This window comes from Blastococcus sp. VKM Ac-2987 (assembly GCF_026967805.1).
Classification (GTDB): Bacteria; Actinomycetota; Actinomycetes; order Mycobacteriales; family Geodermatophilaceae; genus Blastococcus.
The window spans coordinates 216,598-231,237 of record NZ_JAPVBG010000003.1 but is presented as its reverse complement, the minus strand read 5'-3'; the positions used below and the strand labels follow the sequence as shown (position 1 = coordinate 231,237).

At 75.5% G+C, this 14,640-nt stretch carries 14 protein-coding genes; 8 read left to right on the top strand and 6 right to left on the bottom strand.

What is annotated here, in order from left to right; translation table 11 throughout:
- The first annotated feature begins 6 nt into the window (after positions 1-6).
- The 3 genes from O2W17_RS16420 to O2W17_RS16410 all read left to right on the top strand — a co-directional run bounded on the left by O2W17_RS16420 (position 7) and on the right by O2W17_RS16410 (position 4,840).
- Positions 7-315 carry a hypothetical protein gene (locus O2W17_RS16420; protein ID WP_269193513.1) on the top strand — a complete coding sequence of 103 codons (309 nt, stop codon included), beginning with the start codon at positions 7-9 and terminating at the stop codon, positions 313-315.
- A gap of 94 nt (positions 316-409) precedes the next feature.
- A complete protein-coding gene (locus O2W17_RS16415; RefSeq protein ID WP_269193512.1) occupies positions 410-2,488 on the top strand; it encodes a S9 family peptidase in 2,079 nt (692 codons plus the stop codon).
- A 183-nt stretch (positions 2,489-2,671) separates the two neighbouring features.
- Positions 2,672-4,840 carry a DUF6351 family protein gene (locus O2W17_RS16410; RefSeq protein ID WP_269193511.1) on the top strand — a complete coding sequence of 723 codons (2,169 nt, stop codon included), beginning with the start codon at positions 2,672-2,674 and terminating at the stop codon, positions 4,838-4,840.
- A 95-nt stretch (positions 4,841-4,935) separates the two neighbouring features.
- Here the strand turns inward: O2W17_RS16410 and O2W17_RS16405 are convergent, their stop codons facing one another.
- From O2W17_RS16405 to O2W17_RS16395, 3 genes are all read right to left on the bottom strand, one after another.
- The gene (locus O2W17_RS16405) at positions 4,936-6,033 is read right to left on the bottom strand and encodes a DUF4192 domain-containing protein (RefSeq protein ID WP_269193510.1); all 1,098 of its coding nucleotides are present in this window, start codon (positions 6,031-6,033) and stop codon (positions 4,936-4,938) included.
- A 94-nt stretch (positions 6,034-6,127) separates the two neighbouring features.
- The gene (locus tag O2W17_RS16400) at positions 6,128-6,928 is read right to left on the bottom strand and encodes a hypothetical protein (RefSeq protein WP_269193509.1); all 801 of its coding nucleotides are present in this window, start codon (positions 6,926-6,928) and stop codon (positions 6,128-6,130) included.
- Between the two features lie 40 nt (positions 6,929-6,968).
- Positions 6,969-7,262, bottom strand: coding sequence for a Dabb family protein (locus tag O2W17_RS16395; protein ID WP_269193508.1), 294 nt, complete (start codon positions 7,260-7,262; stop codon positions 6,969-6,971).
- 88 nt (positions 7,263-7,350) lie between these two features.
- On the opposite strand from O2W17_RS16395, the gene O2W17_RS16390 reads away from it, so the two are divergent.
- Genes O2W17_RS16390 through O2W17_RS16370 form a run of 5 tightly spaced genes read left to right on the top strand, consistent with a single transcriptional unit; the run spans position 7,351 to position 12,334 of the window.
- Positions 7,351-8,616 (top strand): glycosyltransferase family 4 protein, encoded by a 1,266-nt coding sequence (locus O2W17_RS16390; protein WP_269193507.1) that lies wholly within the window; start codon positions 7,351-7,353, stop codon positions 8,614-8,616.
- Positions 8,616-9,419 carry a class I SAM-dependent methyltransferase gene (locus tag O2W17_RS16385; protein WP_269193506.1) on the top strand — a complete coding sequence of 268 codons (804 nt, stop codon included), beginning with the start codon at positions 8,616-8,618 and terminating at the stop codon, positions 9,417-9,419. Before O2W17_RS16390 ends, O2W17_RS16385 begins: the two co-directional genes overlap by 1 nt.
- 10 nt (positions 9,420-9,429) lie before the next feature.
- A complete protein-coding gene (locus O2W17_RS16380) occupies positions 9,430-10,518 on the top strand; it encodes a prenyltransferase (protein ID WP_269193505.1) in 1,089 nt (362 codons plus the stop codon).
- Positions 10,515-11,396 (top strand): glycosyltransferase family 2 protein, encoded by an 882-nt coding sequence (locus O2W17_RS16375; protein WP_269193504.1) that lies wholly within the window; start codon positions 10,515-10,517, stop codon positions 11,394-11,396. Before O2W17_RS16380 ends, O2W17_RS16375 begins: the two co-directional genes overlap by 4 nt.
- On the top strand, positions 11,393-12,334 hold the full coding sequence (locus O2W17_RS16370) for a glycosyltransferase family 2 protein (protein WP_269193503.1): 942 nt from the start codon (positions 11,393-11,395) through the stop codon (positions 12,332-12,334). The genes O2W17_RS16375 and O2W17_RS16370 overlap by 4 nt, the downstream gene beginning before the upstream one ends.
- Before the next feature lie 72 nt (positions 12,335-12,406).
- Here O2W17_RS16370 and O2W17_RS16365 read toward each other — a convergent pair whose 3' ends face one another.
- Genes O2W17_RS16365 through O2W17_RS16355 form a run of 3 tightly spaced genes read right to left on the bottom strand, consistent with a single transcriptional unit; the run spans position 12,407 to position 14,632 of the window.
- A complete protein-coding gene (locus tag O2W17_RS16365; RefSeq protein WP_269193502.1) occupies positions 12,407-12,736 on the bottom strand; it encodes a TraR/DksA family transcriptional regulator in 330 nt (109 codons plus the stop codon).
- Positions 12,726-13,343: a class I SAM-dependent methyltransferase gene (locus tag O2W17_RS16360; RefSeq protein ID WP_269193501.1), complete on the bottom strand. Its 618-nt coding sequence runs from the start codon at positions 13,341-13,343 to the stop codon at positions 12,726-12,728. The genes O2W17_RS16365 and O2W17_RS16360 overlap by 11 nt, the downstream gene beginning before the upstream one ends.
- Before the next feature lie 14 nt (positions 13,344-13,357).
- Entirely contained in the window at positions 13,358-14,632 is a 1,275-nt protein-coding gene (locus O2W17_RS16355) for a YibE/F family protein (protein WP_269193500.1), read from the bottom strand.
- Positions 14,633-14,640: the final 8 nt, after the last annotated feature.

Here is a 14,640-nt window from a genome sequence, read left to right as displayed (position 1 = left end):
GCGCCGGTGGACGCGGCCTCCCCGGACGGGCTCCGTGCGGCCGACGTCTTCGTCGCGCAGCTGCTGCCGCGGCCGGGCGGGCCGCTGCGGCACCGCGCCCGGGTCGCCGGGGCCTTCCTCGCGGAGCTGCTGTGGGGGCTGGTCCCGGGGCCGTCGGTCCACGACGTGGTGGTGACCCGGCTCGACGACGGCCGGGAGGTGCTCCGGGTGCCGGCCGGGGAGCCGATGGTCGCCGGGGACCTGCTGCGGGCGGTCGGCACCGAGCTGGCCACGCTGGGCCCGGAGGAGTTCCTCGCCGCCTGGGACGTGCGCTGATCCCGGTCCGGTCCCGGCCCGGCCGGGACGGCGGCGGGCGGGTCGATCTCACTACGGTGGGGCGGTCCCCGCTCCCCCGCGAGAGAAGGCCCCGGTGAGCTCGTCCGCTCCTGCCCCCTCCGACCCGTCCGCCGGGCCCGCGCCCACCCCGTTCCACCGCCTGGCGGACTTCGTGGCGCTGCCGCGGATCGGGGGGCTGGCGCTGTCGCCCGACGGGTCGCGGCTGGCGGTCTCGCTGCACACGCTCGACCCGGAGCGGAAGAAGTGGCAGTCGGCGCTCTGGGAGCTCGACCCGCAGGGCGTGCGGCCCGCCCGCCGGCTGACCCGGAGCGCGCCCGGGGAGTCCGCGCCCGCCTGGGCGCCCGACGGCTCGCTGCTGTTCACCTCGGCCCGACCGGACCCCGGCGCGGCGTCCGAGGCGGAGCCGAAGCCGGCGTTGTGGAGCCTGCCCGCCGACGGCGGCGAGGCCCGCCCGGTGCTCGCCCGCCCCGGCGGCATCAGCTCGTTCGCGGTGGCCGCCGACAGCGGGGACGTGGTGGTCGTCGCGGGCACGATGCCGGGCGGCGCGGACGCCGCGGCCGACGAGGAGCTCCGGAAGAAGCGGGCCGACGCCGGGGTGACGGCGATCCTGCACGAGGCCTACCCGGTGCGGTACTGGGACCACGACCTCGGGCCGGCGGCCCCGCACGTGTTCTGGGCCGGCCGGCTGCCTGCGGAGGAGGCGCCCGTCGGCGGGACGCCGGTCGAGCTGCGCGACCTGACCCCGGACGCGCTGCCGCCCAACGGCGCCGGCGACGACATCGCCCTCTCCCCTGACGGCCGACTGCTCGCCCGGACCGAGGAGGTGCCCGACGGCCCGGCCGGCCGCCGCAGCCGGCTGGTCCTCACCGAGACCGGCTCGGGCGAGACGCGGGTCCTCGTCGACGACCCGCTGGCCGACGTCTACGGGGCGGCGTTCTCGCCGGACGGCGCCCGTCTGGTCTGCGTGCGCGAGGCGATGTCCTCCTACGCCGAGCCGCCGGACTACACGCTGCTGGTGGTCGAGGTCGCCGACGGCGCCGCCCGCGACCTGACCCCGGACGTCGACCGCTGGCCGAGCGCGCCGCAGTTCTCCGCCGACGGCGCCGCGGTGTACTACCTCGCCGACGAAGACGGCCGGCACGCGCTGTTCCGGGTGCCGGTCGACGGCGGCGACCCGGTCCGGCTGACCAGCGACGGCGCCTACAGCGACCTGCGGATCGCCCGCGACGGCAGTGCCCTGTACGCGCTGCGCTCGGCCTACGACTCCCCTCCGGTGCCGGTCCGGCTGGACCCCGCCGCGCCCATGCAGGACCCGGAGCCGCTGCCCAGCCCGGCCGGCATCGACCGGCTCCCCGGGACGCTGCAGGAGGTGGCGGCGACCGCCGCCGACGGCACGCGCGTGCAGTCGTGGCTGGTGCTCCCCGAGGGCGCGTCGGCCGACGCCCCGGCGCCGCTGGTGCTCTGGATCCACGGTGGCCCGCTGATGAGCTGGAACTCGTGGTCCTGGCGCTGGTGCCCGTGGGTGCTGGCCGCGCAGGGCTATGCGGTGCTCCTGCCGAACCCGGCGCTGTCCCAGGGGTTCGGGCAGGACTTCGTGCGCCGGGGCTGGGGCGAGTGGGGCGACGCCCCGTACACCGACCTCATGGCCGCCGTGGACGCCGCCGAGCAGCGCCCGGACATCGACCCGAGCCGTACCGCGGCGATGGGCGGCTCCTTCGGGGGCTACATGGCCAACTGGGTGGCCACCCGGACCGACCGGTTCAAGGCGATCGTCACCCACGCCAGCCTCTGGAACCTCGAGTCGTTCACCGGCACCACCGACGCGTCGTACTACTGGGAGAAGGAGTGGGGCGACCCCTTCACCGAGCCCCGGCGGTACGAGCAGAACTCGCCGCACCGGTACGTGGATGCCATCCGCACCCCGATGCTGGTCATCCACGGGGACAAGGACTACCGGGTGCCGATCGGTGAGGCCCTAGCCCTCTGGTACGGGCTGCAGAAGCGGGGCATCCCCTCCAAGTTCCTGTACTTCCCGGACGAGAACCACTGGGTGCTGACCCCGGGGAACAGCCAGATCTGGTACGGGACGGTGCTGGCGTTCCTCGCCGAGCACGTGCTGGACCAGGGATGGCAGCGCCCCGACCTCCTGTAGCGCCGGAGGTTCCGGGCCATCGAGCGGCGAGCCGCTGGAGAGTCTCGTGGCAGCGGGTCATGGGTTCGATTGGCGTCTCACACGCTTGTTGTTAACGTGACCCGGGTCATATCTGAGCCGACCGGTTCCGAGTTCTCTCCGGCAGTCACCGTGGGCCGATCGCGCATCCCGTCGGGAGCCCGCATGCGCCCACGCCCCATCCTCCGCCGTCCGCTCCGCGCCGCCGGGGCCCTCGCCACCGCGACGGTCATCGTCGTCACGGGGGCCGTCGCCGCCCCGGTGGCGTCGGCCGGTCCACCCGTCGACCGTGGCTCGGCCAAACAGCAACCGTCGCGATTGGCGGTGTCCACGCTGTCCACTGCGGCGGACATGGTGAGCGGAGGTGACGTCCTCGTGCGGGTCGACCTGCCGCCGAACCTCTCCGCGCCCGACGTCACGGTCCTCCGGAACGGTGAGGACGTCACCCGCGCGTTCCGCCCGGCCCCTGACGGACGGTCGCTGACGGGGCTGGTCACGGGTCTGGAGCTCGGTACGAACGAACTCGTGGCTCAAGGCGGTCGCGACCGTGCCGCAACTCTCACGGTGGTCAACCACCCCGCGGGCGGGCCGATCTTCTCCGGTCCCCAGCAGATGCCGTACGCCTGCACCACTCCCGAGTGGGGTCTCGTCCCCGCCGACGAGGGACGGTGCTCCGGCGTCACGGAGGTGGACTACCGGTACCGCACGGACTACGGCGAGTTCGCGCCCTTGCCTCCGGGCGCCCGCCCCGACGACCTGGTGGAGACCACGACGAGCACCGGGGAGCGTGTTCCCTACATCGTCCGGGTCGAGACCGGGACGCTCAACCGCGCGGTGTACCAGTTCGCAGTCCTCGACGACCCGGCCACGCCGGAGCCGGACCCCTGGACGGACGAGCCGGGCTGGAACCAGCGGCTCGTGTACACCTACGGCGGAGGGTGCCGGTCGGGTTACCACCAGGGCACCGAGACGGGCGACGTCATGCAGGACCTGCACCTCTCCCAGGGCTACGCGGTGGCCTCCTCGACCCTCAACGTCAACAACACCAACTGCAACGACGTGGTGTCGGCCGAGACCACGATGATGGTCAAGGAACGCGTCATCGAGCAGATCGGCGTGCCCCTGCACACGATCGGCTGGGGTGCCTCCGGTGGGGCGATGCAGCAGTACGAGATCGCGCAGAACTACCCCGGCCTCCTCGACGGGATCACCCCCACGCTGAGCTTCCCGGACGCCACGACCTACTTCATCGGTGCGGACGACTGCCGCGTCCTGCTCCGTCCCTACCTGAACGCGAACGAGTTCACCGACGAGCAGAAGGAGGCGATCAGCGGCTACGCCGAGTGGGAGACCTGCGACGTCCAGCACGCCGGGCGGCCCGGGCGGCTCGACCCCGAGGACTGCGATCCCGCGATCCCGGAGGCGTGGTGGTACGACGCCGTGACCAACCCGGACGGTGCCCGCTGCTCCATCTACGACGGGATGAAGAACATCTTCGGCACCGACCCGGAGACGGGTTTCGCGCGCCGCCCGCACGACAACGTAGGCGTCCAGTACGGCCTCGAGGCGGTCAACAGCGGGCAGATCACCCCGGAGCAGTTCCTCGACCTGAACGCGGGCATCGGGGGCTACGACATCGACATGAACTGGACGCCCGAGCGCGTCGAGGGGGATGTCGAGGCCATCCGTGCGGCGTACTCCACGGGGCGGACCACCAGCGGCGCCGGCGGGCTGGCGACCGTGCCGATCATCGACGCCCGGCCCTACCTGGACCTGGCGGCCAACTTCCACGACAGCGTCCGCTCCTTCTCGATGCGCGACCGGCTCATCAAGGCCAACGGGCACGCCGACAACCAGGTCATCCTGCGGGCCGACCCGAGCGTCTACGAGGACGTGGAGCGGGAGTTCCTGGCGCAGATGGACGCCTGGCTGACCGCGCTCGGCGAGGATCGGAGCGACGCCCCGGAAGCGGTCAAGGTCCTCCGCGCCAAGCCCGACGACCTGGTCGACGCCTGCTGGACGGCCGACGGCACGAAGATCGAGGAGCCGGCCACCTACTCCGACGAGGGACGGTGCAACGAGCTCTTCCCGCCGCACTCGGGTCCCCGGATCGCCGCCGGTGGCCCTCTCTCGGACGACGTGTGGAAGTGCCAGCTGACGCCGGTGGACCCGTCGGGTTACGCGGTCTCCTTCACCGACGCCGAACTGGACCGCCTCCGGGAGATCTTCCCCGACGGCGTCTGCGACTGGTCGAAGCCCAGCATCGGCTTCGAACCGCTGGCGGGCACGTGGTTGTCCTTCGCGGATGTCGGGACGCCGGCCACCGCGGACTAGGCGGACGAGCGGCGCCGAGCGGGCGGGGCGAGCGGCCATGGCCCGGCAGCCGTCCCTCCGCTCGGGCCCGCCGGGAGACGCCGGGGTCCGGCCCGTCATGCCGGCCGGACCCCCGGGGCGCCGGAGGGGGCCCGGGCGATCAGCGCGCGCAGCTCCCCCGGCGGGAGGCAGGCGGCGAGCCCCTGGCTCAGCAGCCGGGCGAGGGCGTAGCCGGGATCGCCGGCGAGCGCGCGGTCCAGGGCCACGTTCGCCAGGGCGCCGTCGCCGCGCAGCCAGGCGCTCACCGCCAGCAGGGTGGCCGGCGCCGCGTCCAGGGGTGCCGGCGCCCGGCGCGTGCACTCGGTCCACAGCAGCTCGGCCGCCACGGCGTCCGCCCCGAGCGCCAGCTGGAGGGCACGGTCGCGCACGCCGACGTCCTGCAGGACCTCCAGGAGCCGGGCCAGCTCGTCGTCGTCCAGCGGGTCGCCGGGGTCCGGCGCGCCGGGGCGCGACCGCGCCACCGCCTGCCGCACGACGGCGTCCGGCTCGGCGTCCGGCGTCCGGCCCCCCTCCAGGAGGCGGGCCGCGCGCTCGACGGCGAGCCGCTCGAGGGCGCGTCGGACGCCGTCGGGGGCACCGGGCGGCGCGGTCAGACGGGCGCCCAGGGCCGACCGGTCGGCGGCCACCACCTGCCCGGTGGTCACCGACGCCGCCGCCAGCGCGCTCACCCCGGCGGGTAGCGGCGTGCCCACCGCGGGCGCGCAGCACGGGTGCGGGCAGTCGTAGGACCACCAGCGCCCGCGGCGGACCAGCAGCACGTCGCGCACCGGGACGTCGACGGCGGCCAGCGCGAGCACCAGGTCGTGCACCAGCGCCCGGTGCGGCAGCTCCGCCCCCGGGTACCCGGCGCCGGGCCCGGCGCGGTCGTCGGCGGCCTCGGAGACCACGACGACCAGCGCGGCGACGGGGTCGTCGGTGCGCAGGCTCCGGGCCAGCAGCCGCGCCGCCGCCGCGCCGGCGCCGGCCGGTGGGAGGTCGGCCCGCACGGTGAGCCCGACCCGCCCGCCGGACGGCCCGCCGAGCCCGATCAGGACCACCGACTCGCGCGGGTGGAAGCCGAGCAGGTGCGGAAGCGCGGCGGCCACCTCACCAGGATCGGAGATGCGGACCTCGGGGCGGTCGTCGGAGCGATCCTGCTCGGCGGTGGCGTCCATGCCTGCCGACCCTGGTCACGCGCACCGGCGCGGGGAACAGCCCGGAGTGGTCTGTGGACGCCCGCGCGGGTTGTGGACGACGCCCGGCGCCGGATCAGTCGAGCGCGTCCGCCTGGGTCTCGTGGGCCTGCGCCAGCAGGTCGGCGAAGGCGGCCGGATCGGTGGCCCCCGCCCCGGCCTGGCCGGCGTCGATGGTGAGCAGCAGGAGCAGCCGGTCGCCGTCCTCGACCGCGCCGATCAGCGTCGGCACCGACACCTGCGAGCCGTCGGGCGCCGACAGGGTGGTGGTGTACCGGAGCAGCGCGGCGCGGTCGCCCAGGTCGTCCACCGGGAGGTTCTCGAAGGTGATCGTCGCCTGGTCGAACTCCGGCGAGGAGATCTGCGCCTCGGGGCAGCGCTCCGCGGCGTCGGCCAGCTGGGCCACGGAGTCCCCGATCGGGCCGTCGCGAAGCAGCATCTCCACCGTCGAGGACGCGCCGGTGGTGGCGCTCTGCGCGGCGATGTCGGCGAAGTCGTCGATGTCCGGCTGGGTGCCGTCCACGGCGGCCCGGCAGCTCTCCGGGGTGATCTGCAGGTCGTCCGAGGCGGCGGCGATGCCCGCGCCCTGGCGCAGCTGCTCCGGGGACACCGCGATCACCGTGGCGTCGGGACCGAAGGCGCTGGCGGGGAGCAGGCCGGAGGCCAGGTCGGGCCCCGCCGGGGACGACCCGGTGGAGGACGACGTGGCCGAGGACGAGGCGGCCGAGGACGACGAGGCGGCGGACGAGGAGGCGGCGGCGGTCCGGTCCGAGGCGTCGTCGCCCCCGCAGCCGGCGAGCAGGACCGAGGAGGCGGCCCCGGCCAGGAGCACGCCGGGGAGACGGCGCCGGCCGGCGGCGCGGGAGGCGGGTGGCATGCCCCCGAACCTAGCCGCCCGGAGCCGCGCGCCGGCTGCCTCAGACCTGGTACTGGACGGCGCTGCGCGAGGCCAGGACGGGCCGCACGTGCTCGGCGATCACCGCGAGGTGCACCGGGTCCTGCGCGTAGCGGGAGAAGGCTGCGACGTCGGGGAAGTCGGCGATCAGCACCGTGTCGGCGTTGCCGTCGACCAGGCCGGCGTCGTCGGCGACGGTCAGCGACGTCATCCCGCCGACCACCTGCCGGAGACCGCGCAGCGCCTCGACCGTGGCGGCCCGGCGGTCGGCGTCAGCGTTCGGGGACCAGGTGAAGACGACGACGTGGCGGATCATGCCGGACCACTGTGCCAGGGTTGCGCCGACCGCACCCCCTCGGCCGTGGCGCACGGGCGCCGGGAGGGGCTCGTTTAGAGTCCGCCCCATGGGACGGTCGTTGCGCATCGCACTGCTGTCCTACCGCAGCAAGCCGCACAGCGGCGGCCAGGGCATCTACGTCCGGGCGCTCTCGCGCGAGCTGGCCGAGCTCGGGCACCGCGTCGAGGTGTTCAGCGGCCAGCCCTACCCGGAGCTCGACGACGGCGTGCCGCTCACCCGGCTGCCCAGCCTCGACCTGTACCGCGAACCCGACCCGTTCCGCACCCCGTGGCCCTCGGAGTTCCGCGACTGGGTGGACGTCGCCGAGTGGGCGACCATGTGCACCGCCGGCTTTCCCGAGCCGCTGACGTTCACGCTGCGGGCCGCCCGCCACCTGCTCCCCCGTCGCGGCGAGTTCGACGTGGTGCACGACAACCAGTCGCTGGGCTACGGGCTGCTGCGGCTGGTGCGCGCCGGGGTGCCGACCGTCGCGACGGTCCACCACCCGATCGCCATCGACCGCGACCTCGAGCTGGCCGCGGCCCCGACGCTGCGCCGCCGGCTGACGCTGCGCCGCTGGTACGCCTTCACCGGCATGCAGGCCCGGGTCGTCCAGCAGCTCGACGGCGTCACCACCGTCTCGGCGAACTCCCGGCGGGACATCGCCGCGCACATGGGGCTCGCCCCCGGGCGCATGACGGTGATCCCGGTCGGCATCGACCCGGGGCACTTCGCCCCGCCGCCGAAGGGCCAGGCGCGCGAGGCGGACTCGATCCTGGCCATCACCAGCGCCGACGTCCCGCTCAAGGGGCTGGTGCACCTGCTCGAGGCGGTCGCCAAGCTGCGCACCGAGCGACCGGTCCGGCTGACCGTCGTCGGCACCGCCCGCCCGGGTGGGCCCGCCGAGGCCGCGCTGGACCGGCTCGCCCTGCACGACGCCGTCCGGTTCACCGGCTCCGTGCCCGAGGAGGAGCTGATCGGGCTGCTGCAGACGGCGGCGGTCGTGGCGATCCCCTCCCTCTACGAGGGCTTCTCGCTGCCGGCCGTCGAGGCCATGGCCTGCGCGACCCCCCTGGTCACCACCGACGCCGGCGCCCTGCCCGAGGTGGTCGGCACCAAGGCGGGGCTGCGGGTCCGGGCCGGGGACGTCGGCGAGCTGACCGCGGCGCTGCAGCTGGTCCTCGACTCGCCGTCCCTGGCCGAGCAGCTGGGCCGCGCCGGGCGCCGGCGGGTGCTCGACCGCTACACCTGGCGGGCCACCGCCGAGCGCACCGCCGACTGGTACGCCGAGACGCTGGACCGCCGGACCGCCGGGCGCAAGGGGGACGAGTAGTGCTCACCGTCGACTACGACCGCCTCGACCTGCGGCCGGGGATGACCGTCCTCGACCTGGGCTGCGGTGAGGGTCGGCACGCCTTCGAGGCGTACCGGCGCGGCGCCGACGTCGTCGCCGTCGACTGGGGCGTGCCGGAGGTGTCGACGACGAAGCGCTGGCTCGGCGCGATCGCCGAGGCCGGCGAGGCCGGGCGGGCGGGCGACGGCCGGGCTGCGCGCTACGAGGTGGTGCGCGGCGACCTGCTGCACCTGCCCTTCCCCGACGCGAGCGTGGACCGGGTGATGGCCTCCGAGGTGCTCGAGCACATCCCCGACGACGCCACGGCGATGGCCGAGATCTTCCGCGTGCTGAAGCCGGGTGGCCGGGCCGTGGTGACCGTGCCGCGGTACGGGCCGGAGCGGATCTGCTGGGCGCTGTCGGACGAGTACCACGCCAACGAGGGCGGGCACATCCGCATCTACCGCGGCGACGAGCTGCGCGCCCGGCTGACCGCCGCGGGGCTGGTGTCCGGCGCCACCCACCACGCCCACGCGCTGCACGCGCCGTACTGGTGGCTCAAGTGCGCCGTCGGGGTGGACAGGGACTCCGCGCTGGTCCGCGCCTACCACCGGCTGCTCGTCTGGGACCTGACCACGCGACCGTGGGTGACCCGGGTGGCCGAGCGGGTGCTCGACCCGCTGATCGGCAAGAGCTTCGTCGTCTACGCCGACAAGCCCGCCGAGCCGGCCACCCCGGCGGTGCGCACGTGGTCGGCGGCCGCCGGGCGGCCCGACCGGGAGCGGTCCGCTGCCGCCGGCTGACCGGGGCCGCGTGCTGCTGCCGGAGCTGCCGGGGGTGCTCGGCGCCGACCAGGTGCGGCGGACGGTGGCCTGGATCGCCGGGGAGCAGGACGGCGACGGCGCGCTCCCCTGGTTCCGCGCCGGCCAGCTCGACCCCTGGGACTCGGTCGAGGCGGCGATGGCCCTCGACCTCGGCGGCGAGCACGCCCGGGCGGCCGCGGCCTACCGCTGGCTGGCGGCCCGGCAGCGCGCCGACGGCAGCTGGGCCGCCGAGTACCGGGCCGGCGCCGAGACGTCCCCGGGCGCGGAGAGCAACCACGCCGGCTACCTCGCCGTCGGCGTGTGGCACTCCTGGCTGACCAGCGGCGACGAGCCGCTCGTCGTCGAGCTGTGGCCGGGGGTGCGGGCGGCGCTGGACCTGGTCACCCGGATGCAGCTGCCCGGCGGCGCGATCAGCTGGGCGCTGCGCCCCGACGGCACGCCCGACGACCTGGCCCTGCTCACCGGGAACGCCAGCCTCTTCCAGGCGCTGCGCTGCGGGCTGGCACTGGCCGACCTGGTCGGCGAGACCCAGCCGGACTGGGAGCTGGCCGTCGCCGACCTGGGCACCGCGCTGCGCCGGCGGCCGGACGCCTTCGCCGACCGCTCGCGGTACTCGATGGACTGGTACTACCCCGTGCTGGGCGGCGCGCTCACCGGCGCGGAGGCCCGGGAGCGGCTGGCCGGCGACTGGGACCGGTTCGTCGTACCGGGCCTGGGCATCCGCTGCGTCGACGACCGGCCCTGGGTGACCGGTGCCGAGACCTGCGAGCTGGCGCTGGCACTGGTCGCCGCGGGCCGGCGCGACGCCGCGCTGGAGCAGGTGGCCGCGATGCAGCACCTGCGGGACGCCGACGGCGCGTACTGGACCGGGTTCGTCTACCCGGACGACGCGCGCTGGCCGGTCGAGCGCACCACCTGGACGGCGGCCGCGGTCCTGCTGGCCGCCGACGCGCTGTCCGGCGCCTCGCCCGCGAGCGGGCTGTTCGCCGACCCCTGGGCGCTGCCGTCCGCCGGCATGGCGGATTCCACACCCGCGGCGGATTGGCTGGCGGGAGGCGCGGGCACGGTCCTCCCGTGACCGTTCTGCCCAGCACCGACCGATCCCGTCCCCCCGGGTCCGACGTCACCGTGGTCGTCGCCAGCCGCAACCGCCGCGACGACCTGCTCGCCTCGCTGCCCCGCCACGAGGCGCCGGTGGTGCTGGTCGACAACGCCTCCACCGACGGCACGGTCGCGGCCGTGCGGGAGGCCCACCCCGAGGTCACCGTGCTGCCGCTGGACTCGAACGAGGGGGCGCACGGCCGCACGCTGGGGGCCGCGCAGGCGCACACCCCGTTCCTCGCGTTCGCCGACGACGACTCCTGGTGGGCGCCGGGCGACCTGGCCCGCGCCGTCGCGATCATGCGGGCCCACCCGCGGCTCGCGCTGCTCAACGCCCGGATCCTCGTAGGGCCCGAGGAGCGGCTGGACCCGGTCTGCGCCGAGATGGCGGAGAGCCCGCTGGGCACCCCGGCGGACCTCCCCGGGCCGGCGCTGCTGGGCTTCGTCGCCTGCGCCGCGGTGGTGCGGACCGAGGCCTTCGAGGCCGTCGGCGGCTTCGACCCGGTGGTGCGGTTCCCCGGCGAGGAGGAGCGGCTGGCGCTGGACCTGGCCGTGGCCGGCTGGGGGCTCGCCTACGTCGACGAGGTGACGATCCACCACCACCCGTCCCCCCGGCGGGACGCCCCGGGGCGGCGGCAGGCGGGCATCTGGCGGAGCCGGCTGCTGACCGCCCTCATGCGGTTGCCGGCCGGCGACGTCGCCCGCACGGTGGCGGACGCCCTGCGCGCCGGCCGGCCGGGCGTCGAGGGCCTCCTCCGGGCGCTGCCCGACCTGTCCGCAGCGCTGCGCCGGCGCCGTCCGCTGCCCGGCCGGGTGCGCGCCGACCTGCGGCTGCTGTCCGGTGAGCGGGCGTGACCACCACCGCCCCGGGGACCGACGCCGACCGGTCCGCCCCCGGCCCCGATCCGCGCGTCGCCGTCGTCGTCATCACCCACCAGCGGCGGGACGAGCTGCTGCTCGCCCTGGCGCGCCTGGGAGCGCTCCCCGAGCGGCCGCACGTCGTCGTCGTCGACAACGGCTCGACCGACGGGACCGCCGACGCCGTGCGCGAGCGGTTCCCGCAGGTCGAGCTGATCGCCAGCCCGGAGAACCTGGGCGCGGTGGGCCGCAACCTCGGCGTGGCCCGGGTCGCGACGCCCTACGTCGCGTTCTGCGACGACGACACCTGGTGGGAACCGGGCTCGCTGCGCACCGCGGCCGACACCTTCGACGCCCACCCGCGGCTGGCGATCGTCACCGCCCGCATCCTGGTCGAGCCGGGCAGCACCGAGGACCCGATCGTCGCCGAGCTGCGCGACTCCCCCGTGCGCGGCGCCGACTGGCTGCCCGGCCCGGCTCTGGGGTCGTTCCTCGCCGGCGCGTCCGTGCTGCGGCGGGAGGCGTTCGAGGAGGTGGGCGGCTTCTCCGAGCGGTTGTGGCTGGGCGGCGAGGAGGAGCTGATGGCCGGCGACCTGGCCGCCCGCGGGTGGGAGCTGTGCTACCTGCCGACGCTGACCGTGCACCACCAGGCCAGCAAGGCCCGCGATCCGCACCGGCGGCGGGCCGACGGCATCCGCAACACGCTGTGGACGACGTGGCTGCGCCGGCCCTTCCGCCCGGCCCTGCGCCGCACCGTGCACCTGCTGCGCACCGTGCCCCGTGACCGGGTGACCGCGCTCGGGCTGGCCCGGGCGCTGCGCGGGCTGCCGTGGGTACTGCGCGAGCGGCGGGTGCTCCCCCCGCACGCCGAGGCCCGCTTCGCGGCCCTGGAGCACGCCCAGCGGACGTCGACCGCCCGCAGGTACGTGAGCTGATCCCCGCAGGCATAGGAGGCTATGCCTGCGGTTTCGTGGCCGAATCCGTATGCATAGCCTCCTATGCCTGGGTCAGCGGGCGCAGGTGATGCAGGTGCGGGCGGTCGGGCGGGCGGCGAGGCGCTCGGGGGCGATGGGCTGCCCGCAGCTCTGGCACCGGCCGTAGGTGCCGGCCTCCACGGCGGTCACCGCCGCGTCGACGTCGGCCAGCCGGCGGCGCGCGGCCTCCAGCAGCGCGGCGACCTGCTGGCGCTCGAACGCGATCGTCGCGCCCTCCGGGTCGTGCTCGTCGTCGGCGTTGGATGCCTGCGACGCCGCCACGATGGCGTCGAACTCGCGGGTCAGCACCCCGATCTGCGCCAGCGCCGCCGCCCGCTCGGCGCCCAGCGGGTCAGCGGTCACGGCGCAGCAGCCGCAGCGAGCCGGTGCCGGGCAGCTCGGTGAACTCCCCGGACGCCAGCACGCGGGTGTAGACCCCGTAGGGGGCCTGCCCGCCGTCGGCCGGGTCGGGGAAGACGTCGTGGATGGCCAGCGTGCCGCCGACGGCGAGCTTGGCGACCCACGCGTCCTGGTCGCGGCGCGCGGACTCCTCGGTGTGGCTGCCGTCGAGGAACAGCAGCGCCAGCGGGGTGCTCCACAGCGGCGCGAGCGTCTCCGACCGGGTGACGACGGCGATCACGACGTCCTCGGCGCCGGCCTCGGCGATGGTGCGGCGGAGCCGCGGCAGCGTGTCGATCCGGCCCACGGCGGGGTCGACCAGCGAGGGGTCGTGGTACTCCCAGCCGGGCTGGTGCTCCTCCGACCCGCGGTGGTGGTCGACCGTCACCACCTGCCGGCCGGTCTCCCGAGCGGCCGCGGCCAGGTAGAGCGCGGACCTCCCCATCCAGCTGCCCACCTCCAGCAGCGGCCCGGGGACGGCGACGGCGCACGCGGCCTCGTACAGGGCGCGCCCCTCGTCGTCGGGCATGAAACCCGGGGCGGTGGAGGCGGCGGCGAGCAGATCGGTCACGGCTCCAGCCTCGCTCATCGGGCGAACCGGGTGCGCAGCGCGGTCATCCCGCGCTCGCTGACCGTGCCGGCCTGGGTGTCCGCGGCCTTCGCGAAGAAGGCGCCCGCGGCGGTGGTCACCGGCACGGCGAGGACCAGGGCGATCGCCCCGACCAGCGTGCGGATGACCTCCTCGGCCAGCGCCGCGCTGGTGATGAGCGTCCAGACGGGCGTCGCGTAGATCTCGAGCAGCAGGAGGAGGGGCAGCGCCGCCCCGGCGTAGGCGAACACGATGGTGTAGACGGTCGAGGCGATGTGGTCCCGGCCGACGGTCATGCCGCGGGTGTAGAGCTCCCGCCAGGTCATCTCCGGAGACACCTCGTGCAGCTGCCAGATCGCCGACGCCTGGGTGATGGTGACGTCGTTGAGCACGCCCAGGCCCGCCACCACGATGCCGGCCAGCACCAGCCCGGAGAAGCTCAGCGTCGGGTCGAAGCGCTGCAGCGTGAACGCGTCCTCGTCGGTGAGCCCGGTGAGCCGGGCGGCCGAGACCGCGAGCGATCCCATGACGGCGACCAGGGTGAGCCCGAAGAGCGTCCCCACCAGCGCGGTCGTCGTACGGGCCGAGAACCCGTGCGCCAGGTACAGGACGACGAACATGATCGCCGCCGACCCGACCAGGCTGACCAGCGTCGGGTGCTCCTCGGTCAGCAGCCCTGGCAGCACGAACTGGAGCAGCACGAAGAACGCGAACGCGAGCCCCAGCAGCGAGGCGAGCCCCCGGAGCCGGGCCACGACCCCAACGACGAGGGCGAAGGCGACGGCCAGGACGATGATCGGCGTGTCCCGCGCGTAGTCGTAGAAGGCGTAGGTCGGTCCACCCTCGGCGCCCGCATCGCGGGTGAGCACCAGCGTCTCCCCCTCCGAGACGCCGGCGGCGACCACCTCCGGCGGCATGTCGATCCCCTCGAAGTCACCGGCGCCCTCGCCACCGAGGACCTCCACCACCGCGGTGGCGCACGTCTGCGGCGGGCCCGTGGGGTCGACGCCGCAGTCGAAGGTCTCGATGGAGACGATCCGCCCGTCGGGATAGGTGGTCCCCGGCGGCAGCGCCTGCTGCGCCGCCAGTTCGGCACGCGTCGGCTCCGCGCCGGGCCAGAGCGCGATCAGGCCGATGACGGTGGCCAGGCCGACGGGCACGAGCAGCAGGAGCATCAGCCAGACGGCGCGCCGCCGCCGGGCGAGCGCCTCCTCGGTGGGCGGGGGCGCGTCCGGGTCGGGACCGTGGCTGTGGGCATGGGTGGACGACACCCGGTCAG

Excerpts from the sequence above, each read along its gene's own strand:
- O2W17_RS16405 (WP_269193510.1), bottom strand. The coding sequence starts at position 6,033 with ATGGACGCCACCGCCGAGCAGGATCGCTCCGACGACCGCCCCGAGGTC.
- O2W17_RS16395 (WP_269193508.1), bottom strand. The coding sequence starts at position 7,262 with ATGATCCGCCACGTCGTCGTCTTCACCTGGTCCCCGAACGCTGACGCC.
- O2W17_RS16400 (WP_269193509.1), bottom strand. The coding sequence starts at position 6,928 with ATGCCACCCGCCTCCCGCGCCGCCGGCCGGCGCCGTCTCCCCGGCGTG.
- O2W17_RS16410 (WP_269193511.1), top strand. The coding sequence starts at position 2,672 with ATGCGCCCACGCCCCATCCTCCGCCGTCCGCTCCGCGCCGCCGGGGCC.
- O2W17_RS16390 (WP_269193507.1), top strand. The coding sequence starts at position 7,351 with ATGGGACGGTCGTTGCGCATCGCACTGCTGTCCTACCGCAGCAAGCCG.